The 24,377-nt window shown below is 39.8% G+C and carries 19 protein-coding genes, 1 pseudogene and 1 riboswitch; of the genes and pseudogenes, 6 read left to right on the top strand and 14 right to left on the bottom strand.

Annotated features, from left to right (window positions below; translation table 11 throughout):
• Positions 1 to 11 precede the first annotated feature (11 nt).
• The 4 genes from recU to OZX68_02945 all read left to right on the top strand — a co-directional run bounded on the left by recU (position 12) and on the right by OZX68_02945 (position 5,634).
• The gene (recU, locus tag OZX68_02960; GenBank protein ID WEV61203.1) at positions 12 to 611 is read left to right on the top strand and encodes a Holliday junction resolvase RecU; all 600 of its coding nucleotides are present in this window, start codon (positions 12 to 14) and stop codon (positions 609 to 611) included.
• Positions 612 to 2,654, top strand: a complete 2,043-nt coding sequence (locus tag OZX68_02955; GenBank protein ID WEV61202.1) for a PBP1A family penicillin-binding protein — start codon at positions 612 to 614, stop codon at positions 2,652 to 2,654.
• A gap of 92 nt (positions 2,655 to 2,746) precedes the next feature.
• Positions 2,747 to 4,894: an ABC transporter substrate-binding protein/permease gene (locus OZX68_02950; GenBank protein WEV61201.1), complete on the top strand. Its 2,148-nt coding sequence runs from the start codon at positions 2,747 to 2,749 to the stop codon at positions 4,892 to 4,894.
• Positions 4,894 to 5,634: an amino acid ABC transporter ATP-binding protein gene (locus OZX68_02945; protein ID WEV61200.1), complete on the top strand. Its 741-nt coding sequence runs from the start codon at positions 4,894 to 4,896 to the stop codon at positions 5,632 to 5,634. The genes OZX68_02950 and OZX68_02945 overlap by 1 nt, the downstream gene beginning before the upstream one ends.
• Positions 5,635 to 5,719: 85 nt before the next feature.
• On the opposite strand, the gene mgtA is transcribed toward OZX68_02945, so the two are convergent.
• Both mgtA and OZX68_02935 read right to left on the bottom strand, forming a co-directional pair.
• Positions 5,720 to 8,323 (bottom strand): magnesium-translocating P-type ATPase, encoded by a 2,604-nt coding sequence (mgtA, locus tag OZX68_02940; protein WEV61199.1) that lies wholly within the window; start codon positions 8,321 to 8,323, stop codon positions 5,720 to 5,722.
• A gap of 144 nt (positions 8,324 to 8,467) precedes the next feature.
• A riboswitch (M-box (ykoK) riboswitch) is annotated at positions 8,468 to 8,635 on the bottom strand.
• 520 nt (positions 8,636 to 9,155) lie between these two features.
• Positions 9,156 to 9,314, bottom strand: a pseudogene (locus OZX68_02935) (CsbD family protein).
• A 166-nt stretch (positions 9,315 to 9,480) separates the two neighbouring features.
• On the opposite strand from OZX68_02935, the gene OZX68_02930 reads away from it, so the two are divergent.
• A complete protein-coding gene (locus OZX68_02930; GenBank protein ID WEV61198.1) occupies positions 9,481 to 10,479 on the top strand; it encodes a putative sulfate exporter family transporter in 999 nt (332 codons plus the stop codon).
• Between the two features lie 27 nt (positions 10,480 to 10,506).
• Here OZX68_02930 and OZX68_02925 read toward each other — a convergent pair whose 3' ends face one another.
• The 4 genes from OZX68_02925 to OZX68_02910 are packed head-to-tail and all read right to left on the bottom strand — an operon-like array spanning position 10,507 to position 13,546.
• Complete coding sequence (locus OZX68_02925) at positions 10,507 to 10,857, bottom strand: EamA family transporter (protein ID WEV61197.1); 351 nt, start codon at positions 10,855 to 10,857, stop codon at positions 10,507 to 10,509.
• 2 nt (positions 10,858 to 10,859) lie between these two features.
• Entirely contained in the window at positions 10,860 to 11,231 is a 372-nt protein-coding gene (locus OZX68_02920; GenBank protein WEV61196.1) for a hypothetical protein, read from the bottom strand.
• Positions 11,232 to 12,221, bottom strand: coding sequence for an alpha/beta hydrolase (locus tag OZX68_02915; protein WEV61195.1), 990 nt, complete (start codon positions 12,219 to 12,221; stop codon positions 11,232 to 11,234).
• A gap of 26 nt (positions 12,222 to 12,247) precedes the next feature.
• Complete coding sequence (locus OZX68_02910; protein WEV61194.1) at positions 12,248 to 13,546, bottom strand: bifunctional folylpolyglutamate synthase/dihydrofolate synthase; 1,299 nt, start codon at positions 13,544 to 13,546, stop codon at positions 12,248 to 12,250.
• 180 nt (positions 13,547 to 13,726) lie between these two features.
• Between OZX68_02910 and OZX68_02905 the strand changes: the two genes are divergently transcribed.
• Entirely contained in the window at positions 13,727 to 14,278 is a 552-nt protein-coding gene (locus OZX68_02905) for an NAD(P)H-dependent oxidoreductase (GenBank protein ID WEV61193.1), read from the top strand.
• 318 nt (positions 14,279 to 14,596) lie between these two features.
• On the opposite strand, the gene OZX68_02900 is transcribed toward OZX68_02905, so the two are convergent.
• From OZX68_02900 to OZX68_02865, 8 genes are all read right to left on the bottom strand, one after another.
• On the bottom strand, positions 14,597 to 15,874 hold the full coding sequence (locus OZX68_02900) for a dihydroorotase (GenBank protein WEV61192.1): 1,278 nt from the start codon (positions 15,872 to 15,874) through the stop codon (positions 14,597 to 14,599).
• Between the two features lie 6 nt (positions 15,875 to 15,880).
• Positions 15,881 to 16,510: an orotate phosphoribosyltransferase gene (gene pyrE / locus OZX68_02895; protein WEV61191.1), complete on the bottom strand. Its 630-nt coding sequence runs from the start codon at positions 16,508 to 16,510 to the stop codon at positions 15,881 to 15,883.
• Positions 16,511 to 16,559: 49 nt separating this feature from the next.
• A complete protein-coding gene (gene pyrF, locus OZX68_02890; protein ID WEV61190.1) occupies positions 16,560 to 17,243 on the bottom strand; it encodes an orotidine-5'-phosphate decarboxylase in 684 nt (227 codons plus the stop codon).
• A complete protein-coding gene (locus OZX68_02885; protein ID WEV61189.1) occupies positions 17,233 to 18,180 on the bottom strand; it encodes a dihydroorotate dehydrogenase in 948 nt (315 codons plus the stop codon). Before OZX68_02885 ends, pyrF begins: the two co-directional genes overlap by 11 nt.
• The gene (locus tag OZX68_02880) at positions 18,177 to 18,956 is read right to left on the bottom strand and encodes a dihydroorotate dehydrogenase electron transfer subunit (protein WEV61188.1); all 780 of its coding nucleotides are present in this window, start codon (positions 18,954 to 18,956) and stop codon (positions 18,177 to 18,179) included. The genes OZX68_02885 and OZX68_02880 overlap by 4 nt, the downstream gene beginning before the upstream one ends.
• Positions 18,957 to 19,099: 143 nt before the next feature.
• A complete protein-coding gene (gene carB / locus OZX68_02875) occupies positions 19,100 to 22,279 on the bottom strand; it encodes a carbamoyl-phosphate synthase large subunit (protein ID WEV61187.1) in 3,180 nt (1,059 codons plus the stop codon).
• A gap of 45 nt (positions 22,280 to 22,324) precedes the next feature.
• Positions 22,325 to 23,416 (bottom strand): carbamoyl phosphate synthase small subunit, encoded by a 1,092-nt coding sequence (locus OZX68_02870; GenBank protein WEV61186.1) that lies wholly within the window; start codon positions 23,414 to 23,416, stop codon positions 22,325 to 22,327.
• A gap of 14 nt (positions 23,417 to 23,430) precedes the next feature.
• Positions 23,431 to 24,369 carry an aspartate carbamoyltransferase catalytic subunit gene (locus OZX68_02865; protein ID WEV61185.1) on the bottom strand — a complete coding sequence of 313 codons (939 nt, stop codon included), beginning with the start codon at positions 24,367 to 24,369 and terminating at the stop codon, positions 23,431 to 23,433.
• Positions 24,370 to 24,377 lie beyond the last annotated feature (8 nt).

Here is a 24,377-nt window from a genome sequence, read left to right as displayed (position 1 = left end):
AAGGATTGACTATGATTAATTATCCAAACGGAATTAGAAGGCAAAGAATTTTAGAAAATAAAAAACCAGCAGAAAAAAAAGTAAATTTTGCCAACCGCGGAATGAACTTTGAAACTGAGATCAATGCAAGTAACGACTACTACTTGAGCCGCAAGATTGCTGTTGTCCACAAGAGGCCAACCCCCATTCAGATTGTCAAGGTTGATTACCCCAAAAGAAGTAAGGCCAAGATAACTGAAGCTTATTTCAGGCAAGCTTCTACCACCGACTATTCAGGTGTTTATCAGGGCAAGTATCTTGACTTTGAGGCCAAGGAAAGCAAACAAAAAACCATGTTCCCCATGAAAAATTTTCATGACCACCAACTTGAACATATGGATCAGGTCTTAAGGCAGGGGGGAATATCCTTTGTTTTGCTGCATTTTTCGGCTCTTTACGAAACCTATTTTCTTGATTCAAAATTTTTAATTGACTATTATAAAGAACATGGAACTAATAAATCCCTACCTATAAAATATATTAAAAGGCATGGGCATCAAATTGAAATGAGCGGCATCCCAAGAGTTCCCTACTTGGAAGTTATAAACAAGTATTATTTAGGAGAAAAGTAAATGGCTAATCAAGGAAAAAAAATTATTAAAACCCGATTAAAGAGAGGGAAGACACCAAAGAAACAAATAAATCAGAAGTACTGGAAGGCATTAAAATATATTTTAATAGCTGGAATATCCCTCTTCATCGTAGGCTTTATAGCAGCTTCTTCTCTCTTTGTCTACTATGCAAGAACGGCACCTGAACTTGACATAAGTAAATTAGAAAGCCACTCCTCTTCTATTATATACGATAAAGATGGACAGGTTATTGCAAATCTTGGAACAGAAAAAAGGGATTTAATTACCACCAAGGATATTCCCATAACCTTGGTCAATGCTATTACATCAATTGAGGACCACCGCTTCTTCAACCACCGGGGAGTTGACCCTGTCAGGATTTTTGGAAGCTTTCTCCACAATGCTAAAAGCGGAACAACCCAAGGGGGGTCAACCCTTACCCAGCAGCTGATCAAACTATCTTATTTTTCAACCAATAAGACTGACCAGACAATTAAGAGAAAGGCCCAAGAAGCCTGGTTGGCCGTTCAGCTGGAAAGAAAGGAATCTAAGGAAGAGATTCTAACCCTCTACATCAACAAGGTATTCATGGCCAATGGTTACTACGGAATGCGGACAGCTTCTCTTGCCTACTATGGTAAGGAACTAAAAGATTTAAACCTGGCTCAAACAGCCCTTTTAGCCGGTATGCCCCAGTCACCAAATGGATACAATCCCTATACCAATCCAGAGGACGCTACCCTCCGAAGGAATGTGGTTTTAGCTTCCATGCTCAAGTACAAGAAGATATCCCAAGAAGATTATGATAATGCCATTAACACTCCTATTACCGATGGCTTGCAGCAGCTTAAACCATCAGTAAGTGTTCCAAGTTATCTCGATAATTTCATCAAGCAGGCCATTGAAGAGGTCCAAGAAACAACCGGGCAAGATGTTATGACAGATGGGCTTAAGGTTTATACAACAGTCGACAGCAATGCCCAACAACGTCTCTATGACATTGTGAATAGTGATGACTATGTTAATTTCCCAGATGATGACATGCAAGTGGCCTCAACCGTTACTGACGTTAAAAGTGGTGCTGTAGTTGCTCAAATCGGGGGAAGAAAAGTTCCTGAAGGTACAGTCTTTGGGAACAACCAGGCTGTTAATACCGACCGAGATTGGGGATCAACCATGAAACCCCTTGTCGATTACGGACCAGCCTTTGAATACGGTATTTACAATACGACCAAAAAGACAATCAATGATGCCCCTTATAATTGGCCTGGGACAAATGATCCCGTCTACAACTGGGACCGTAGGTATTATGGTCAAATGACAGTCAGACAGGCTCTTGTACAGTCAAGAAATATTCCTGCCATTAAAACTCTTGAAAGCGTTGGCCTAACCAAGGCAAATGACTTCGTAAATGGCCTTGGTATCCACTTTTCTCCAAGTATCGTCTACTCAAACAGTATCTCAAGTAACACCCAAGAAGCAGGGAATGAATACGGAGCAAGTTCTGAAAAAATGGCCGCAGCTTACGCTGCCATGGCAAGTGGTGGTATCTATACCAAGCCTTATTATGTAACTAAGATTGTTACTGATGATGGTCAGGAAAAAGTCACAAGTCCTGTTCAGACAAGGGCCATGAAGGAAACTACAGCCTATACCATGACCAGCATCTTAAAGGATGTTATAACTGGTGGTACCATGACCAATGGTTATATCCCAGGCCTCTACCAGGCAGGTAAGACCGGGACAAGTAACTATAATGACAGCCAAATCAACCAAGTCCTAGCTGATTACGGCAAATATATCAGCTACGGGGAAACTGTCGCCCCTGATGAAAACTTTGTCGGCTACACTACCAATTATTCAATGGCCGTCTGGACCGGTTATGCTAATAGAATGATTCCACTCTACGGGCAAAAATTAGAGGTAGCTCTTGATGTCTACAGGGAGATGATGAAGGACTTATCAGCCAATGTACCTAATGTTGATTGGAAGGTTCCTCAAGGAATTAGCCTAAGTGGTAAGGAAGTAACAATCACCAAATAAAAAGTTGGTAAAATATCATTAGTATATGTCAGAAATTGTGACATATACTTTTTTTTTTGATATAATAGGCACATAAAAGTTTGGAGGACAAAATGAATAAAAAGTTTTTAGTTGTTATAACGCTTTTAATTTCATTTTTTTCAGCATTTACAGCAAGTGCTGATGAAAAAAAAGTTAAAATTGCTAGTGACTCGACCAATGCTCCCTTTGAGTTTCAAAATTCAGATAAAAAATATGAGGGTATTGACGTTGATTTAATTAATAAGATTGCTCAAATGAACAATTGGGATATGGACTTAAGTTTCCCAGGTTTCGATGCAGCCCTTAATTCCCTACTTTCTGGAAAAGTTGACGGTGTTATAGCCGGCATGTCAATTACTGATGAACGTAAAAAAACATTTGACTTCTCAGATCCTTACTACAAATCTGAAATTGTAATTGCAACAACCAAGGCAAAGCCAATCACATCTTACAGCCAACTTAAAGGTAAGACAGTCGGTGTTAAAAATAGCACGGTTGCTCAAGAATTTATTACCAAGCACGAAAAAGAGTATGGTTATAAGATCAAGAGCTTCAATGAAGCTTCACAAATGCTTGACAGCCTAAAAATTGGTGACGTTGATGCCATCATGGACGAAAAACCAGTTCTTGCTTACACTGCCCTACAAGGACAAGATCTTGCTATTAATATGCCAGCTGAACAAGTTGGAAATTATGGTTTCGCCGTTAAAAAAGGAACTAACCCTGATTTAATCAAAGAATTTAACACATCTCTTGCTGAACTTAAGGCAAATGGTGGTTATGATGCAATTGTTGCTAAATATGTAGCCAAAGAGGATACTGAGGTAGCTAAAAAGGCTACTCCTGTAAAGAGCCTTTATAATATTTCAAGTGACAGCCTCTTTGCTCCCTTTGAGTTCCAGGACTCTAGTAAAAAATATGTCGGAATCGACGTTGACCTACTAAATGCTATTGCTGAGAACCAAGGTTTCAACCTAAAAATGAACTTCGTTGGTTTCCAGACAGCTGTTGACCAAACCCTTGCCAGCCAGGCTGATGGTATGATTGCAGGTATGTCAATTACTGACGAACGTAAGAAGGTATTTGATTTCTCAGATCCATATTTTACAGCTAATGCAACTGTTGCTGTTAAAGACAGCAACAAGTCAATCAAGTCTTATGAAGATCTAAAAGATAAGACAATCGGTGTTAAAAACGGTACTGCTTCACAAGACTTCTTGGAAAAAAATCAAGATAAATATGGTTACAAGATTAAGGTCTTTGACACAGCCGATACCATGTATGAAAGCTTAAATACTGCAAGTATCGACGCCTTCATGGATGATGAGCCTGTTGTTAAATATGCCATCAAGCAAGGTAAGAAATTTGCTACACCAATTGAACCAGAAAAAATTGGTGAGTACGGATTTGCTGTTAAAAAAGGACAAAATCCTGAATTGATTGAAATGTTCAACAATGGACTTGCTCAACTTAAGGCAAGCGGTGAATATGACAAAATTCTTAATACCTATGTGGGTGAATCAACAAGTACAGACAGCTCATCTGTCGATGAATCAACTGTTGTTGGTATCCTTAAAAATAACTGGGAACAACTTCTAAAAGGTTTAGAACTTACCCTTCTACTTGCAGTTGTATCCTTCATCCTTGCTTCAATCATTGGGATAATTCTTGGACTCTTCAGTGTTAGCCCAAGTAAATTCCTAAGAACCTTTACAGAAATCTACGTTGACTTAATTCGTGGTATTCCACTTATGGTTCTTGCCATCTTCATCTTCTACGGAATCCCTAACCTACTTGAGTTAATTACCGGAAAAGCAAGTCCTTTAAATGACTTCCTAGCAGGTACAATTGCCCTTACCCTTAACTCTTCAGCCTACATTGCTGAGATTGTCCGTTCAGGTGTTCAGGCAGTTCCAAATGGTCAAATGGAAGCTAGCCGAAGTCTTGGAGTATCTTATGGAACTACCATGCGTCGCGTAATCCTTCCGCAAGCTGTTAAAATTACCATTCCAAGTCTTGTCAACCAGTTTATCATTACCCTTAAAGATACAACTATCATTAGTGCAATTGGTCTGGTTGAACTTCTACAAACAGGTAAAATCATTGTTGCCCGTAACTTCCAATCATTTAAAGTATATGGAATTATAGCAATCATCTACCTAATTGTAATCTACGCCCTTATCCGCTTCGCAAGAAGATTAGAGAGGAAAATGAAATAATGTCAAAATTAAAAATTGATGTCAATGACTTGCATAAAAAATATGGTAAAAATGAAGTCTTAAAAGGGATTGATGCTAAGTTCTATGAAGGGGATGTTGTTTGTATCATCGGCCCTTCTGGATCTGGAAAATCAACCTTCTTAAGAACCTTAAATGGTCTTGAAAAAATAACAAGTGGTTCTGTCGTTGTTGATGATTTTGACTTGTCAGACAAGCAAACTGATTTCAACCAGGTAAGGCAAAATGTTGGTATGGTATTCCAGCATTTCAACCTTTTCCCTAACATGACTGTTATTGATAACATTACTTATGCTCCTGTGGAACTTAAGAAGATGAGTCTTGAAGATGCTCGTAAAAAAGCAAATGAACTTCTTGATACAGTTGGTCTACTTGATAAAAAAGATGATATGCCCGAATCACTATCAGGTGGGCAAAAACAGCGTGTAGCTATTGCTCGTGCTCTTGCTATGAATCCTGATATCATGCTCTTTGATGAGCCTACTAGTGCCCTTGACCCAGAGATGGTTGGAGATGTACTTGATGTTATGCAAGATCTTGCTAAACAAGGGATGACCATGTTGATTGTTACCCATGAAATGGGATTTGCCCGTAAGGTTGCCAATCGCGTTCTCTTTACTGATGGTGGTGTTATCCTTGAAGATGGAACACCTGATGAGATTTTCGACCATCCTAAACATCCAAGGCTACAAACCTTCTTACAACAGGTACTACATTCATAAAAAAAATCAGCTTCGGCTGATTTTTTTGTACATATATCTAATCTACATATAAAAAAGAGCTAGCCTGTGCTAGCTCTTTTTATTTTTATAACCACTCATTACCAAGCTTAATATAAAGTTTTTTAACAAGTTGGGTTACAAGGACATATCCTATAACAATGGCAAAGAACCATGGCCAGTAACCAGTAGGTAGTTCACCAAAATCAAAGGCCTTATGGATTGGTGTAAGAAGAATTACAAGTCCTACTCCAATGGCTGCAATACTTGATAAACATACTGGTAGAGATGCCATACTTTGAACAAATGGAATCTTTTTAGTACGAATAACATGCATTACCAAGGTTTGAGTAGTTAGACCAACCATGAACCATCCAGCTTGGAAGCTTCCTTGTTGGGCAACTGTATTAAGACCAAAGACAAACCATAAAACGATGAAGGTTATAATATCAAAGATACTACTGATAGGACCAATACAGATGGTAAATTTAAGGAGCCCCTTAATTTGCCATTTAACTGGTGTATCAAGTTCTTCATCATCTACATTATCCCAAGGGATAGTAAGTTGGGCCATATCATAAACAAGGTTTTGAATAAGTAGCTGCATTGAAAGCATTGGTAGGAAAGGAAGGAAGGCAGATGCAACAAGAATTGAAAATACATTACCAAAGTTTGAGCTTAGGGTATTTTTGATGTATTTCATCATGTTACTAAAGACCTTGCGACCTTCAAGTACACCTGTATCAACAACATTTAGGCTCTTTTCAAGAAGGATGATTGAAGACGCATCTTTGGTGATATCTGCTGCGGTATCAACTGAGATACCGACATCAGCTGTCCTAAGGGCTGGTGCATCATTAATCCCATCTCCCATAAATCCAACTGTGTGATTATCTGCCTTAATGGCTTCGATAATCCGAGATTTTTGCATGGGATTAAGTTTGGCAAACAGGTTGACTGTCCTTGCCTTTTCAGCAAGTTCATCCTGGCTCATGCTATCAATGTCTAAACCAAGAAGGTAGTTATCAGCAGCAATACCCACATCACGGCAGACCTTCTTAGCAACGATTTCATTGTCACCGGTTAGAACTTTAACGGCAACTCCGTGATCATGAAGGGATGAAATAGCAGTTTTTGCAGATTCTTTAACTGGATCAAGGAAGCCCATAAATCCAACAAGAACCATCTCTTTTTCATCAGCTACTGAATAAACAGCATTATCATGGACATCTTTTTTGATGGCTACAGCAATGACACGCATACCCTTTTCGTTAAGCTCAGTATTTAGCTTACGCATTTGATTTTTGAGCTTATCAGTTAGGGGAACAGTTTCTCCATTAATTTCTACATGAGAACAGATACTTTCCATCTCTTCAACAGCACCTTTTGTGATCATCAGCTGATGACCATCAGCCTTGATAACAACAGTCAAACGGCGGCGTGAGAAATCAAAGGGAATTTCATCTATTTTTTCAACATTAGTAAATGGTTCCTTGCGGGCTGTTTCATCATAATAGTTGATTACAGCTACATCCATCAGATTCTTCCAACCTGTTTGATAAGAAGAGTTTAGGAAGGCAAGGTCTAGGACATCATCATTGTTTTCACCAAGAGGATTCAAATGTTGAACCAAAACCACTCGGTCTTCTGTGATAGTTCCTGTCTTATCGGTACAAAGAACGTCCATACTCCCGAGATTTTGGATAGAAGGAAGTTCCTTAACAATAACCTTTTCCTTTGAAAGTGTCATTGCACCCTTAGCCAGATTACTTGTTACAATCATTGGAAGCATCTCAGGTGTTAGACCCACTGCTACGGCGATAGCAAAGAAGAAGGCCTCTGACCAATCACCCTTTGTCACCCCATTGATTAAGAGAACAACTGGGAAAAGAATGAGTGACATCCTAAGAAGAAGTTGGCTAACTCGGTAAAGGCCACTGTCAAATGATGTTTTACCACGTTTTTTAGTAGCATTTAGGGCGATATCACCAAAGAAAGTACTTTGACCTGTTTTTAAGATAATTGCCTTACCTTGTCCACTTAGGATATCAGTTCCAGTAAAGACCAAGTCTTTCATATCAATTGCTGAACCATCTGATTCAGATTTAAATCCTGGATTTACAAATTTTTCAACCGGCAGAGATTCACCTGTCAAAGATGATTGATTGATAAAGAGGTCCTTGGCCCAGATAAGACGAGCATCGGCAGGAATCATATCCCCAGTAGCAAGAGTCACAATGTCTCCTGGAACAACATTATCCATCGGAATTTCCTTGGTTTCCCCGTTACGAGTAACAGCACAGGTATTTTCAATCAGAATTTTTAATTTGAGACTCGCCTTTTGCGAGCGATATTCCTGAACAAAAGATATGGTTGAACTGGCAAGAATCATAACGGCCATGATGAAGGCTGCTTGAAAATCATCTGTAAGCATTGATACGACCATCAAGCCTGCAAGCACAAAGACAAAAGGATCTTTAAAGGACTCTAAAAATAGAAGCCAGGCAGGAGTTGGTTTTTCTGCATCAATCTTATTGGGACCATATTTCTCCAATCTTTTTTCAGCTTCCTCTTCAGAAATTCCCTGATTTGAAGAACCTAGGGCCTTATACAAATCATCTTCTGAAAGAAAGGCAAATTTTTTAAGTTCTACTTCTTTAGCAGAACTTTTTTTAGTGTCCATTTTTTTCATACGTATCCTCCAGTCTCATAATTGATTTCATGCTAAATTTACAAGGCAAAATCAATCATCAAGATTACTTATTTAGCCAGATACAAGTTAAGTTCAACAAGACCACCGAAAAAAAGCACACTCAACAAAGAGCATGCTTTTTAGCATCATGATCTTATGTTGAGCTTTAGCACTATAGGGCGTAGATATAAAATATCAGCTACATTATGGATAACCTTCACGATCATCCCTGTTCTACCAACTAAGAGTCTCTCGATTCTTTCGCGGCAGTAGCTTATGTCCAAATAGGAGCCTCACCTAACAAATATTTAACTTTAACCCTAATATAAACTAAAAAAAATCCCCTGTCAACAAATTTAATGAAAAATTATTTCAAAATTTCATGTAATAAGTCAACGTTCGGGGATTTGTTGGCTCTAAATAAATGAGCATCCTGCGTCCAATATAGATAGGGAAATTAGGCTTATTTTTTAGCCTCTTCTACCTTGTCTTTTGCTTCATCAATCTTGTCACTAGCTGCATCCTTAACATCAGAAGCTTTCTCTTCTGCTGCGTCTTTAGCGTCAGCAGCCTTATCTTTTGCTTCCTCAGCTTTTTCCTTGGCAGCTTCTTTAGCATGGTCAAGTTTTTCAGCAGCCTTATCAGCAGCTTCCTTGGCTGAATCTTTGAATTCACCAGCTTTTTCAGCTACCTTGCCAGCTACTTCTTTAGCTTTTTCAGCTACCTTACCAGCTTCTTCTTTTAACTCTTCTGTTTTTTCAGGAGCCTTATCTTTTGCTTCTTCAAATTTTTTCTTAGCGTCATCAAAAAGATCACCAGTTTTTTCAGCCACATCTTCTGCTGCCTTACCGACTTTTGAAGCCACTTCTTTAGTTTTACCAACTAATTCATCAAAGAAACCTTCAGCTTTCTTCTTGTTATCACCAGTAACATTACCTGCTGCTGTTTCTACTTTTCCTTTTACTTTATCTACATTTCCATTGTCTGCCATAATAAGTCTCCTTAATTTATATATACTTTTAATATGTTTTAAATATAACAAAATTAAATTTTATATTCAAGAAATAAGCCTTTTCACACCCTTAAAATGTTAGAATGTAGAGGAATCGTTTTTTATCTGAATTTAGTAAAAATCAAGAAGGAGGAAAGTTCAAATAATGAAAGTAAAAATCAAGGGTCTCTTGGCTGGTATTCTTTTATCCCTCTGTCTAGCCTTTATTAGCAAGCTTCTAGCAAATTTTTTACCGCAAATTGGAAGTGCAAGTCTTGCCTTACTTATAGGTATCCTACTGGGCAATACTATCTTTCAGGATAAAATGTGGGAGAGGGGGACAAAATTTTGTGAAAGTAAGTTTCTTGAAATTTCAGTCCTTCTTTTGGGCTTTAGTGTCAATATCACAAGTATCTTGACCTTAGGATTTAAGAGCTTCTTCTACATACTTATCCTTATGACCCTAACCCTTGTAAGTGTTACCATGCTTGGAAAAAAATTTGCCATTAAGGAAAAGCTTAGTCTCTTGGTAGCTGGCGGAGTGGCTGTCTGCGGATCTTCTGCCATAGCCTCGATTACACCATCAATTGAAGCCAAAGACGAAGATAAAGGACAGGCAATCATCCTAGTCAATCTCTTGGGTACGATTATGATGTTTACTCTAGCCTTTATTGCGAGCATGATATTTCCACAAAGTTCAATCAGGCAGGCAGCCTTGATTGGTGGAAGTTTGCAGTCGGTTGGCCAGGTTGTAGCCAGTGCTGCTTTTTTAGGAGATAATCAGGTAAAACTTGCCATGCTTTACAAGATACTAAGGATTATCATGCTACCTGTAGTCATCATTTGTATGAAAATTTACTTGAAAGATAAAAGGACTGGGACCAAGGCCAGTAAGAAGTACAAGACCAGGCTTCTTCCCTGGTATGTTTTTGCCTTTATCCTGGTTTGTCTAATTAATAGCCTTATTAAGTTACCCACGGAAACCCATTATTTTGCCCAAACCCTTAGTAGTTGGCTTGAGGTAAGTGCCCTTGCTGCAATCGGTCTTCGCCTAAATTTCAAAAAATTCCTTAAGAATGGCAGGTCTTTTTTAACTTTTGGTCTTCTAGCTGGAAGTATCCAAGCCCTTTATGCCATGGTCCTAATCATTTTCTTAAATATCTAAAAATAAAAGAGCCCAAGGGCTCTTTTGTTATCCAGCTCTTCCTAGGAAGAAGACACCTACAATGATAAAAATGATTGCTAGAAGTTTTTGAACATTGATTTTTTCCCTAAACATAAAGTAGGAAATGATAATGGTCCAGATGTAGCTGATTGAGGTCAATGGAAAGGCGATTGAATAATCAAGATACTTAAATAAAACAATATTAGTCCCAGCACTTACTATGTAATAGAAGGACCCCAGATAAAAGTCCTTTGACCTAAGAATATTGTGGACTGATAGGACTGGCATTTTATCCATGGCTTTTTTTAGGTAAATAGCCCCGATACTTCCTGTAAAGGTTGTGGTTAAAAGCCAGAAGGCGATTTTAAGAAAAGTCATTATTATTTACCTTCCTCCCTTTCTTTTTTAGGAATATAGGCTAGGGTAAAGGCTCCAGCAACTATAAATAAGACCCCTAAAATTTTGTTTAGACTAATACCTTCACCTAAAAATAAGTAGCCAAAGAAGACCGAAAAGGCAAAGCCAATACTCATCATGGGTTGTAAAATCGAAACCTCACCATACCTAAATGATGCCATTAGAACAATCATCCCAGCTCCTGCTAGAACAAAGCCTAGAATGGTCATAAGGGTTGCCTCAAGACTACTACTGGTCTCTGCTCCAAACTTCCAGGCCAGCTGGCCCAAACTACTGGCCAAGGCTGCTACTAAAACCAGCAGATAGCCCAGGATTCTTTTATTTTCATTAAGCATTTACTTCTCCTTATTCCATATGTACTTGTTTAAAAATTCATTAACTGTCTCAAAATAATTTTTTTCCTCATAAACATAAGAGGATAGGTGGGGAGCATTTTCAACCATGAAAATTTCCTTGGGACCTCTAGTGGCCTCATTATTTTTGTAGGCCATTTGATGAGGTACAAATTTATCTGCTGTCCCATGGATGAATAAAATGGGCAGGTCATTATTATTTAGAGAAGGCCTGACGTCAACATCCCTGATTGAAAAGCCTGCCATTCTTTTAATAAAGAAGGCCATAAAATAGACAATGGGAAATTTTGGTAGCTTAAAGATACGGCTAAACAAATCTGCAAACTCTAAGTCAAGGGAAGTATAACCACAGTCTGCAACAGCACCTTTAACCTGGATGGGTAGCCTATTATTAGTAATCAGCATGGTTGTAGTTGCACCCATTGAACCACCAAAGAGAATAATTTCAGCCTTAGGCTCTCTTTCAAGAAGAAGGTTTATCCATTCAAGCAGATCCATTGACTCCTTGTGGCCCATGGTGATGATTTTACCTTCACTTTCCCCGTGGGCCCTCATATCAGGAATTAAAAAGTTATAACCATTTTTGGACAGCTGCTCAACTACAAGCTGCATGTCCCTTTGACCACTTGAGCGGTAGCCGTGGACACCAATAATCCATTTATTTGAAGTAGGATTCACCTTGTAAAGGTTGGCCTTAAGCTTTAGGCCATCAAAACTTGAAATCACTATTTTCTCAGTTAACTTTTCCTGCCAAAACATTTGAGCACGCTCATTTTGCTCCCTTTCAATAATGGCATAAGGATCAGTCTGATCTTGGTCAATATCTGGATTAGCTAGGCTATGACCAACTTTTGCGTACCACTTGTTATCCTTTTGGACGATGGCTCCTGAAATAAACCAAGCCACAAATCCAAGTGCTATAAGTAAAATTGCAATAATAATAAGTAATAGATAAAGGAAAATAACTCCCATTAATACCTCCTTTAACAGCTAGGCTGCTAGTTTTTCTTAAAAAAATCGTCCCTAATTTGTGAAATAAAATAAAGGGATCCTGTAATGATAATCATATCATCCTCCTTGAGGTCTGTTTGCACTCCCCCAAGGGCCAACTTCCAATCGGGAAATTGCTTGTAGGCCTTATAAGCTTCACTTGAAAGATTAAGGGCCTTTGGAAAGTCAAAAGTTGTCAGATAAAGGTCTGTTTGCTCTAGGTTTGAAAGCCTAGTAAGCATTCCCTCAATATCCTTTGTTTCAAGGGCTGAGAAGATTATTTTTTTATGCAGATGAGCGTAATCCTTAGACAGATTATCGACTAACCGGTCAATGGCATGGATATTATGGGCCCCGTCTAAAATAATTAGGGGATTGTCAGAGACTTTCTCCATCCTGGCTGGCCACTTAACCTCCAACAGGGACTTCCTGACAGCCTCAAGCTCAAAGGGTAAATTGGCCTTCCTGCAGTAAAGATAAAAGACTTCAAGGGCAAGCCCCGTATTTTCAATTTGATGGCGTCCCTGAAGGGGAGTATAAAATTCTTCATCAAGCAAGGCTTCATTGCTAAAGTAAAAATTCTCACCCCATCTAAGGTCTTTTGCTCCTTCTGAAAGCTTATAATCTCTTCCTAGCTTGTAATGGGGGCTTCTTTTCTTTTCTGCTATTTTTTCAATAACAGCCAAAGCCTCTTGACCAATATTCCCAGTTACTAAAGCTACCTCATCCTTTATGATTCCAGCTTTTTCCCAGGCTATCTTCTCAAGAGTGTCCCCTAAAATGTCCATGTGATCTAGGCCGATGGTTGTAATCACTGAAATTTCAGGAATGATGACATTGGTCGAATCATAGAGACCACCAAGTCCCACCTCAAGTAAGACTAGGTCACATTTTTTTTCCTTAAAGTACATGAAGGCTAGGGCTGTAATGATTTCAAATTCCGTAATACCTGAAACCTCTGCGTCCTTATCCATCTCTTCAATTAAAGGAATTACCTGGGCTGTCAATCGGTCCAAATCCTGATCAGAGATAAAATTACCGTTGATGGCAATTCGTTCATTAAAAACTTCGATGAAGGGCGAGGTGAAGGTTGCCACCTTAAGACCCTGCCCCATAAATAAGCTTTTCAGATTACTTACCGTTGAACCCTTACCGTTGGTTCCACCGATATGGATTACCTTTAAATCACGCTCAGGATTTCCCAAAAGCTTCAGCAAATGTTCAATTCGAATGGTTCCAGGCTTGGAACCAAATTTTTTTCGGCCATGAATCCAAGTCACAGCTGCTATATCTTTTTTATTAACCACTTTTTCACCTCAACTCAATTATAGCTAAAAGCCTTAGTAATGACAAAGAAAACTTAAAGGACAAGTCAAAAGTCCATCAACAAGTAAATACTAAATAATTGAAATTTCATTTTCATAGTGCTATATTTTACCTTGTAAACGTAAACAAATATAAGTTTGTATATCCTAAGGAGGAATCTTATGAGCAAAATTGGAATTATCGTAGGTAGCTTAAGAAAGGCTGCTTTCAGTAAAAAGATTGCTAAAAATCTTTTAAGCATGTTTCCAGAAGGATTTGATGTTGAAATTATCGATATCAATGACCTAGATATGTACAACCAAGACTTTGACGATGAGAATCGTGCTCCAGAAAGCTGGACAACCTTCAGAAATAAGGTCAAAGAAGTGGACGGGATTGTTTTTGTAACGCCCGAGTACAATAGGAGCGTCAGTGCGGCCATTAAAAATGCCATTGACGTGGGGAGCCGTCCTTATGGCTTCAATGTTTGGGACGGAAAACCCGCCCTTGTAGTAAGCTCTTCTCCTGGTGCGACTGGTGGTTTTGGGGCTAATCACGCCCTTCGCCAGAGCTTAGTCTTTCCAAATATGCCCATCTTACAATCACCTGAGGCCTACCTTGGTCACATCGACAAACTACTGGATGAGGATGACAAATTTGTCCCTGCTACTGAACAGTATGTTCAAGGGATTGTTGATGCCTATGTTTCATTCTTTACCAAACTTACCAAATAAAAAAAACCAACCCAAGGGTTGGTTTTTTTAGCCACTAACTGCTTTATATAGGCAGTAGATAATAAAGATAATTACTATCCATTTGATTAATACCATGAAGCAACTTGAAAAAAGTTCTAAACTAGCCATTAGTAGCATTATGATTATAAATATGAACATTACAAGTCCTATCATACTCATCTCCTCATCCTTAAGTGTATTTGCAAAAACATAGTAGGATTAGATGGAACTACTAGCTAGTGTATTTTATCATAGCTTACTCTTTATTACCATAAGCCCTCGGACTGAATCAAAGAAGGTGCCCTTAAGGACACCTTTTTAATTTTTTTTATAGACAATTTTACCATTACAGATAGTATATTCAATCTGACCTGTGAGCTCTTGATTGATAAAGGGAGTATTGCTTGCCTTAGAAGCAAAATCTTGCTCAATAAGAACTTTTTTCTGGTCATCAAAAATGACTAAGTCTGCTGGTCCACCAACGCTTAAATAACCCTTGTCAAAATCATAAAGTTTGGCAGGATTGATTGTCATTTTTTCAAGAAGTTCCATAAGGCTTAAGTAATCCTTATCTACTAGATGGGTCAAACCAAGTTGGAGGGAGGTTTCAAGACCGGTCATTCCACTTGGTGCCTTGGTTAATTCTTGATCTTTTTCCTCGTGGGTGTGAGGGGCATGGTCTGTTGCAATAACATCAATTGTTCCATCTTGAAGACCACGAATGGCTGCTAGACGGTCCTCTTCCCTTCTTAGAGGAGGGTTCAACTTGGCATTAGTCCCTGATCTAAATATTTCTTCCTCAGTTATGGAAAAATGTTGAGGGGTAACTTCTGAGCTGATATTTGCTCCAAGTCCTTTGACAAATCTGATTACATCGACACTTTCCTTGGCTGACATGTGCTGGAAGTGAACACGGGCCTTGGTATCATAAGCAATCATGGCATCACGGGCTACCATGCTGTATTCACTAACTGTTGGTGCTCCAGTAAAGCCACATTTATGGCTAACTTCTCCGTCATTGATTCCAAGAATACCTGTAAGAGCTGGATCTTCCTCATGAAGGCTAATCAAAGTGTCAAACTTCTTGGCTTCCTGCATGGCACGTCTAACCATGGCTGAATTAGCCAGGGGAATTCCATCATCTGAAAAACCAACTGCTCCTGCGGCTAGAAGTCCCTTAAAGTCAACAAGGTTTTCCCCGTCAAAATTTTTGGTGATTGTCGCTACTGATTCAATATTAATGGCTTCCTTGTTGGCACTCTCAAGAACCTCAGATAAAACCTCAACAGTTGAGATTGTAGGATTGGTATTGGCCATCATTACGACTGTTGTAAAACCACCGCGGGCCGCAGATAAAGCTCCCGTATGGATATCTTCCTTGTGGGTTTGTCCCGGCTCACGAAAATGAACATGAACGTCGATTAGACCAGGTGCTACCACATAGCCTGAAGCATCAATAAGGTCTGCTTCCGCTGTGATATTTTCAGCTATTTGGATAATCTTCCCATCTTCAATGAGGATATCTGCCAGTCCATCAAACTTACTGGCTGGATCAACTAGGCGACCATTTTTTATTAATAATTTTGTCTTTGTCATAGTAATCTAGTCCTGCCAATCTTCTTGATTGTCTTTGAAGCGTTTAAGAAGATCAAGCTCCTCTTGGTCTACATAGCCAGTTTCCTTAGCAATCTCAATTAGGTCTGTATAATTTGAAAGAGTTATTAAAGGAAGATCAGCCTGTTTAAAGTTTTCAATCCCTCTTGGAAGTTCATAGGTAAAGATTGCAGCCACTCCTAAAACGTCTGCTCCCTCACGACGGGCAGCCTCAGCTGTACCAATTACTGAACCACCTGTTGAGATTAAATCTTCAATGATGACCATCTTTTGACCTTTTTCAATACGGCCTTCAATTTGATTTCCTGCACCATGGTCTTTAGCCTTACTTCTAATGTAAACCATAGGTAAATCAAGAATTTCAGCAACCCATGCTGCGTGAGGTACTCCACCTGTTGCAGCACCAGCAATTACCTCTACATCTGGGAAATTAGCCTTAATTTCTTCAGCAAAGGCTTCAGCAATTTGACGGCGAACAGGAGGATAACTAATAGTAATCCTGTTATCTGTATAGATTGGTGATTTGATACCACTTGCCCAGGTAAATGGAGCCTTTGGTGATAAAAATACAGCTTTAATGTCAAGTAGGTCTTTAGCGATGTCTTGTGATTTTGTCATGGTTTCTCCCTAATCTATAATAATTTAATTTACTGGTGATTTACCTTTTTTAAAGGCTCCACTCTTTCATGATTTCTTGGTAGGCCTGAACAGGATTTTCAGCCTGGGTGATTGGTCTTCCAACTACAATATAGTCGCTACCAATTTTCCTTGCCTCAGCAGGTGTTACAATTCTTTTTTGATCCCCAACTGCGGCCCCTAAAGGTCTAATCCCTGGTGTTAGGCAGATGAAATCATGCCTTGTAGCTTCCTTGATGGCAGAAGCTTCTTGGGCAGAACATACTACTCCTGCAAGGCCTGCCTCGTTAGTAACCTTGGCATAATTTACAACTGATTCAAGAAGACTTGTTTGGATATTTTGATCTTTCTGCATATCCTCTTGACTGGTTGATGTTAACTGAGTCACTGCGATAAGCTTGGTTCTTGATCCCTTAAGTCCTTCAAGGGCTTCTTCCATCATCTTGTGGCCACCTGCCGCATGAACATTGGTCAAGGCAACATCAAGTTCTGCAATATTTGCCATGGCTTTTTTAACGGTATTAGGAATATCATGAAGTTTTAGGTCTAGGAAAACATCATGATCCTGGCTCAAATCTTTTACAATTTGTGGACCGTATTTATAGAAAAGTTCCATTCCGACCTTAACAAATAACCTCTGGTCAAATTGGTTGGTAAAGTTAAAAACTTCCTTGGCATCTGAAAAATCTAAAGCAATTACGGGTCTATTTTCCACGAATTTCCTCCTGTATTTGATCTACAAAGTTTTGTAGATTGTCAATTCCGTACATGTCCATAAGATCAGGTAGATCTTTAATGATATTTGGGCAGGCATAGGGATCAGTAAAGTTTGCTGTTCCGACACCTATGGCACTTGCTCCTGCAATCATCATTTCAAGAACATCAGAAGCACTTGTCACCCCGCCCATTCCAATGATTGGAAGGCTTGATGACATGGCTACCTGCCTTATTAATTTAAGGGCAACCGGGAAAATTGCAGGACCACTCATCCCACCTTGACCATTAGCGATAATGGGCTTATGGGTCTTAAGGTCATACCTGGTACCAACTAGGGTATTAATCATGGTAAAGCCTGATGCTCCAGCACTTTCCACCGCCCTTGAAACCTCTGTTATATCAGCAACACTTGGGGTTAATTTAACATAGACAGGAACACTTGATGCCTCAACCGCAGCCCTAGTTGCCTTATAGGCAAGCTCTGGATCCTGACCAATTAAGAGGCCGTTGCCTCCATGGTCAACATTGGGACACGATATGTTAAGCTCAATAGCCTGAACATTCGGAGCCTTTGAAACCTTACCACTTACAATTCCGTACTCTTCATTTGAAAATCCTGCTACATTGGCAATAATTGGAAGTTCCGGATAATTGGTAGAAAGCCAGGTTAATTTTTCAGCAAGGACGGCATCAACCCCAGGATTTTGAAGACCGATGGCATTTAGCATCCCACTAGGACTTTCGGCAACACGGGGAGTAGGGTTTCCAAAACGGGCATCCTTGGTAGTAGCCTTAATCATAATTGATCCAAGCTGATCCAAATCGTAATATTTGGCATATTCTTGACCAAAACCAAAGCAGCCTGAAGCTGGCATAATTGGATTTTTAAGGTCAAGACCTGGGAGGCTTATTTTTAAACGATTTTCCTGGCTCACTGTAAGACCACCTTTCCGGTTTTAAATACTGGTCCATCATCACAAACCTTAAGGCTTGCTTCCATACTCTTGTACTCTTCGTGGACAACACAGGCATAACAAGCACCCATTCCACAGGCCATACGGCTTTCAAGGGAAATATAAGCATTGGGATGATCCTTAAATTTTTCATTTACGGCCCTAAGCATCCCGGGAGCTCCGCAGGAATAAACAGCCCGAGGGTTAAAATCAAGTCCCTCCAATAGGTGACCAACATGCCCGTGATGACCATAGGAACCATCATCTGTAGAGATTACAAGTTGACCCAATTCCCTAAAAAGATCCTCATGAATTATCACTTCTTTAGTGGCATAACCAAAGAAGAAGGTGATATCAACACCCTTATCCTTAAGAACACGCCCCAGCTGGTAAAGGGGAGGAACACCGATTCCACCACCAACAACCAAAACATGATCCCCCTGCTGTAAAAAACTGGTATCAAAGCCATTACCCAAGGGACCCATCACGTCCACCGTGTCACCCTCTTGAAGTTGCGACAAAATAGCTGTTCCCCCGCCTTCAGTTCGGTAAATAATTGAACAGGTCTTGTCATCCTGATTAATCTCAGCAATGGAAATTGGCCTCCTTAAAACCTTACTGGCATCAGGAATTCTTATGTTAAGAAATTGGCCAGGAACCTTCATGTCCTCAACCATTTGCCCCCTTAATTTCATCTCAAAAATTCTTGGAGCAAGCTTCTTTTGGTCTACAATTGTTAAATCTTCTTTAAGTATCATTTGCCCCCCAAACAAATTATCATCTCTTTTTCTCTTACAGCTAGTTATTAATTATTAGCTGTAACTACTTCTTTTTAAGCCAATCGCAAGTGATACCACTTAATATGCTTAGAAACAAGCTATTAAATGGTATCATCCTGGTCTTAAATTTTATGAATGCTAAAGGCTCTTGTTTCAAGAACTTTTAAGATGGCGTCCGTTGTATCAAGGGCTGTAAACAAGGGAACTCCTCGTTCAACGGCCTCACGGCGGATAAAGAGACTATCATCGTTTTCAAGATTACGGTCAGTTCCTGTTGTATTGACCACTGCAGCCAGATGACCTCCAGCAATTAGTGAAAGAATGTCATCTTCAGCCTCTCCAATCTTATTAACAGCCTTAACGTTGATTCCTTCCTTAGCAAAGAAGCTAGCAGTCCCCTTGGTAGCAAGAATGCTGTAGCCGATGTCAGAAAAGCGTCTAGCAAGCTCTAAGGCTTCTTTTTTATCGCTATCTGCAACTGTAAATAGGACACTACCGAATTCTGGTAGGTGGATATGGCTGGCTTCAAAGGCCTTATAAAGGGCCTTAGCTAAGGTATCATCACTTCCCATGACCTCACCTGTTGACTTCATTTCAGGTCCTAAAAGAGTATCAACCTTTTGAAGTTTAGTGAAAGAGAAGACCGGAGCCTTAACATGGACCTGCTCACTTACAGGAGCTAGACCTTCACCGTAGCCCATGTCCTTGATTTTCTTACCAAGAATGGCTTGGGTTGCAACTTGAGCCATCGGAATATCAGTTACCTTACTTAGGAAGGGAACTGTCCTACTTGCCCTTGGATTTACCTCAATAACATAAACCTTATCCTGGTGGATAACAAACTGGATGTTCATCATTCCAAGACAGTTAAGTCCTGTTGCAAGTCGTTTGGTATAGTCAACAATGGTGTCAATGATTTCCTGGCTGAAACTTTGAGGTGGATAAACAGCCATTGAATCTCCTGAGTGGACCCCAGCACGCTCAATGTGTTCCATAATTCCTGGAATTAGAACTGTTTCTCCGTCACAGATGGCATCAACCTCACACTCTTGACCCACTAAATATGAGTCTACAAGGACTGGGTGATCAGGACTTGCCTTAACGGCTGTTCTCATGTAAGACCTGAGGTCATTTTCATTGGCTACAATTTCCATGGCACGTCCACCAAGAACATAAGAAGGACGAATAAGAACTGGATAACCAATCATATTGGCTGTAGCAACTGCCTCTTCCTCATTGGTTGCTGTAGCACCAGGAGGTTGCGGGATATCTAAATCTTTTAAGGCACGCTCAAATTCATCACGGTCCTCAGCACGGTCTAAATCACGAACCTGTGTCCCAAGAATCTTGACACCTGCTTTTTCTAAGCTTGATGCTAGATTAATCGCTGTTTGACCACCAAACTGAACCACAACTCCAAGAGGTTGTTCAAGGTCGATAACATTCATGACATCTTCAAATGTTAGGGGCTCAAAGTAGAGTTTATCAGATACTGAAAAGTCAGTTGAGACAGTCTCAGGATTAGAGTTCATAACAATTGCTTCATAGCCTAATTTTTGAATGGCCTTAATTGAGTGAACTGTTGCATAGTCAAACTCAACCCCTTGACCAATCCGGATTGGACCACTACCAAGAACAAGAACACTTTCCTTGTCAGACTTATGAGACTCTTGCTCAAATTCATAACTTGAATAAAAATATGGTGTTTGACTAACGAATTCAGCCGCACAGGTATCAACCATCTTGTAGACTGGTAGAATCCCATTTTTTGTACGCATTTCGCGAACTTTTTCAGGCGTCATTGACCATAAATCACCAATCTTACGGTCTGAAAAACCATTCCTCTTAGCTTCTTTTAAAAGATCTGGATTGAAGACATGAGTTTTAAGCTCACCTTCAAGCTCAATAATATGAAGTAGTTTGTCAAGGAAGAAGATATCAATCTTTGTAAGCTCTGCAATTTCTTCAATTGAGATACCACGACGAATGGCTTCTGACAGGAAGAAGATACGGTCATCTTGCACCTTAACAATCTTTTCGTAAAGTTCATCTTCACTAGCAAGGCTTGCCTCTTCACTTTCATTATGGTAGGCACCAATCTCAAGACTTCTGATGGCCTTAAGAAGGCTTTCTTCAATGTTACGACCTAAGGCCATGACCTCACCAGTTGCTTTCATTTGCGTACCAAGGTGGCGGTCCCCTTGCTCAAACTTATCAAAGGGGAAGCGTGGAATTTTTGAAACCACATAGTCAAGAGCTGGCTCAAACATGGCATAAGTGGTACCAGTAACTGGGTTAATCATTTCATCAAGAGTGAAACCTACAGCGATTTTGGCAGCAAGTTTAGCAATCGGATAACCTGTTGCCTTAGATGCTAGAGCAGATGACCTAGAAACACGTGGGTTAACTTCGATTACATAATACTTAAATGAGTGGGGATCAAGAGCTAGCTGGACATTACAGCCTCCCTCGATTTTTAGGGCACGGATGATTTTAAGACTGGCATCACGGAGCATTTGATATTCGGTGTCAGAAAGTGTTTGACTTGGTGCAAAAACGATTGAATCTCCCGTATGAACTCCAACTGGATCAAAGTTTTCCATGTTACAAACAACAATTGCATTGTCAGCTGCGTCCCGCATAACTTCATACTCAATCTCTTTAAAACCTGCAATTGAGCGTTCAATCAAACACTGGGTAGCTGGTGATAATTTTAGACCGTTGGCTGCAATTTCACGCAACTCTTCAGGATTGTCACACATACCACCACCAGTTCCACCTAGAGTGAAGGCTGGACGCACGATAACTGGATAACCAATTGTAGCTGCAAACTCAAGGGCTTCTTCAACTGTATTTACAATCTCACTTTCAGGAATAGGTTGATCAAGTTCTTCCATTAGTCGCTTAAATAAGTCCCTGTCTTCTGCCTGGTCGATGGCTGATAGCTTGGTTCCCAAAAGTTCGATATTAAGCTCATCTAAAATACCACTTTCGGCAAGGGACATGGCCATGTTAAGACCAGTTTGTCCACCAAGGGTTGGTAGGATGGCGTCAGGTCTTTCCTTCCTAAGGATACGACTTACAAATTCAAGAGTTATAGGCTCGATATAGACTGAATCAGCAATCTCCTTATCAGTCATGATTGTTGCTGGATTTGAGTTTACAAGGACAACCTCATATCCTTCTTCCTTAAGGGCCAAACAGGCTTGGGTTCCAGCATAATCAAATTCAGCAGCCTGTCCAATGATGATTGGGCCACTTCCGATTACCATAATTTTATTTATATCTGTACGTCTAGGCATTACTTCTCCTTATTTTTACTAATCAAGACTTCTAATCAAGAACTATTAATTCAAATCCATTCTTACTTCACTTTTAAAATTATCAATCATTTCCATGAAGTCATCAAATAGGTAACTGGCATCATGTGGTCCAGGTGCTGCATCCGGGTGAAACTGGACTGAAAAGGCTGGATGATATTTATGTCTAACCCCTTCAACACTTTGGTCATTAATTTCAACATGAGTCACCATTAAATCACTTGGTAGATTTTCAGAATCCACAGCATAACCATGGTTTTGTGAGGTAAAGTCAACTCGTCCTGTGGCAACTTCACGCACGGCATGGTTAAATCCGCGGTGACCAAATTTCATCTTATAGGTCTTAGCTCCATTTGCCATGGCAAGTAATTGGTGACCCAAACAGATTCCAAAGATTGGATATATTCCTTGAATTCCTCGAATCATCTCAAGGGCTTCTGGTACATCAAGCGGGTCTCCAGGACCATTTGTCAGCATAACCCCATCAGGATTCATCTCAATGATTTCTTCTGCTGTCGTTGTGTAAGGTACAACTGTCAGATTGCAGTTTCTTTTAGATAGCTCACGTAGGATAGAATGTTTAAGACCAAAGTCTACAACCACCACATTGCGTCCAGTTCCTGGTGCTGGGTAGGGAGTTTTGGTTGATACTTGAGATACCTGATTAGTAGGTAGTACTGTGGCTTTCAGCTGATCTTGCAGGTGGGAAATTTCATCACCAACATTGGCAAGAGTAGCCTTTAGGGTACCATGCTTACGGATGATTCTAGTAAGGGCACGGGTATCAATTCCTGAAATTCCTGGAATATTTTTTCTTTTAAGGAACTCATCAAGGCTCATCTGATTTCTAAAATTACTTGCAAGGCGTGCATTCTCACGAACAACAACCCCCTTACAGGTTGGACTAATTGATTCATAATCATCACGGTTGATGCCGTAATTACCAACCAAAGGATAGGTAAAAGTTATGATTTGTCCGTTATATGATTGGTCTGTTATTGACTCCTGGTAACCAGTCATCCCTGTATTAAAGACAAGCTCTCCTGTTACATCAAGGTCTGCCCCAAAGGCTTCTCCTTCAAAAATCGTCCCATCTTCAAGTATTAATAATCTTTTCATCCTAATTTAGTCTCCTAAAGCTTCTCTTGTTTTCTGTAATTCATTATTGCTTCAATTATTGCCATCCTGGCAAAAACACCATTGGTCATTTGTTCAACAATCCTACTCTTAGGACTTTCAACCAATTCACTTGCAATTTCAACTCCCCTATTAACAGGAGCTGGATGCATGATGATGGCTTGATCCTTTAATTTTTTATAACCTTCAAGGGTTAAACCATAATTTTGGTGATAGTCTTCCTTAGAAAATTTCTTCAAACCGTCATGCCTTTCGTGTTGAACCCGTAAAAGCATGAGGACATCTAAATCACTAATAATTTCTTCAAGTTCTACATGCTCCCCGTACTGGTCAAATTCATTTGAGTACCACTCCTTTGGAGCGACAAAATATAATTTTGCTCCGAGACGCTTAAGCATGTGCATGTTTGACTTGGCTACACGGGAATGGCTGAGGTCACCAGCAATTGCAATCTTTAGTCCATCAAAGTGGCCAAATTCTTCATAGATGGTCATTAGATCAAGGAGGCTTTGAGATGGGTGTTGGCCACTTCCATCTCCTCCATTGATAATTGATGATTTAATGCTCTTACTAGCAATCAGATCTTCATAGTAATTTTCTTCTGGATGGCGAATGACGCAAATATCTGCTCCAAGAGCTGACATGGTAAGAACAGTATCATAAAGGGTCTCCCCCTTATTAACTGAACTTGTCGATGCATCAAAATCAACAACCTTATATCCAAGTTTTCGCTCAGCAATCTCAAAACTCTTGTGAGTCCTCGTACTTGATTCAAAAAACATATTTACCATAATTTCAGGCTTCAAACTATCAGCTGAAGGATTTTTTTCCTTAAAAGCTTGTCCTACCTTAATAAGAGCCATCAAATCCTCATTTGTGAGAGCTTCCATGGTAACTAAATGTTCCAACATAAGTTTGCCATCTTGATTAATCATTTTCCTGC

Source organism: Streptococcaceae bacterium ESL0729 (genome assembly GCA_029391995.1).
Classification (GTDB): Bacteria; Bacillota; Bacilli; order Lactobacillales; family Streptococcaceae; genus Floricoccus.
The sequence above is the reverse complement of the archived record's forward strand: the minus strand, read 5'-3'. Positions and strand labels throughout refer to the sequence as shown.

What these genes read in the sequence shown, in the direction of transcription:
- pyrE (WEV61191.1), bottom strand. Translation starts at nt 16,510, where the DNA reads ATGACAAAATCACAAGACATCGCTAAAGACCTACTTGACATTAAAGCT.
- OZX68_02920 (WEV61196.1), bottom strand. Translation starts at nt 11,231, where the DNA reads ATGCTTAATGAAAATAAAAGAATCCTGGGCTATCTGCTGGTTTTAGTA.
- OZX68_02945 (WEV61200.1), top strand. Translation starts at nt 4,894, where the DNA reads ATGTCAAAATTAAAAATTGATGTCAATGACTTGCATAAAAAATATGGT.
- OZX68_02900 (WEV61192.1), bottom strand. Translation starts at nt 15,874, where the DNA reads ATGACAAAGACAAAATTATTAATAAAAAATGGTCGCCTAGTTGATCCA.
- OZX68_02880 (WEV61188.1), bottom strand. Translation starts at nt 18,956, where the DNA reads ATGATACTTAAAGAAGATTTAACAATTGTAGACCAAAAGAAGCTTGCT.
- mgtA (WEV61199.1), bottom strand. Translation starts at nt 8,323, where the DNA reads ATGAAAAAAATGGACACTAAAAAAAGTTCTGCTAAAGAAGTAGAACTT.
- OZX68_02930 (WEV61198.1), top strand. Translation starts at nt 9,481, where the DNA reads ATGAAAGTAAAAATCAAGGGTCTCTTGGCTGGTATTCTTTTATCCCTC.
- OZX68_02950 (WEV61201.1), top strand. Translation starts at nt 2,747, where the DNA reads ATGAATAAAAAGTTTTTAGTTGTTATAACGCTTTTAATTTCATTTTTT.
- OZX68_02905 (WEV61193.1), top strand. Translation starts at nt 13,727, where the DNA reads ATGAGCAAAATTGGAATTATCGTAGGTAGCTTAAGAAAGGCTGCTTTC.
- OZX68_02915 (WEV61195.1), bottom strand. Translation starts at nt 12,221, where the DNA reads ATGGGAGTTATTTTCCTTTATCTATTACTTATTATTATTGCAATTTTA.
- OZX68_02870 (WEV61186.1), bottom strand. Translation starts at nt 23,416, where the DNA reads ATGAAAAGATTATTAATACTTGAAGATGGGACGATTTTTGAAGGAGAA.
- carB (WEV61187.1), bottom strand. Translation starts at nt 22,279, where the DNA reads ATGCCTAGACGTACAGATATAAATAAAATTATGGTAATCGGAAGTGGC.
- OZX68_02925 (WEV61197.1), bottom strand. Translation starts at nt 10,857, where the DNA reads ATGACTTTTCTTAAAATCGCCTTCTGGCTTTTAACCACAACCTTTACA.
- recU (WEV61203.1), top strand. Translation starts at nt 12, where the DNA reads ATGATTAATTATCCAAACGGAATTAGAAGGCAAAGAATTTTAGAAAAT.
- OZX68_02955 (WEV61202.1), top strand. Translation starts at nt 612, where the DNA reads ATGGCTAATCAAGGAAAAAAAATTATTAAAACCCGATTAAAGAGAGGG.
- OZX68_02865 (WEV61185.1), bottom strand. Translation starts at nt 24,369, where the DNA reads ATGATTAATCAAGATGGCAAACTTATGTTGGAACATTTAGTTACCATG.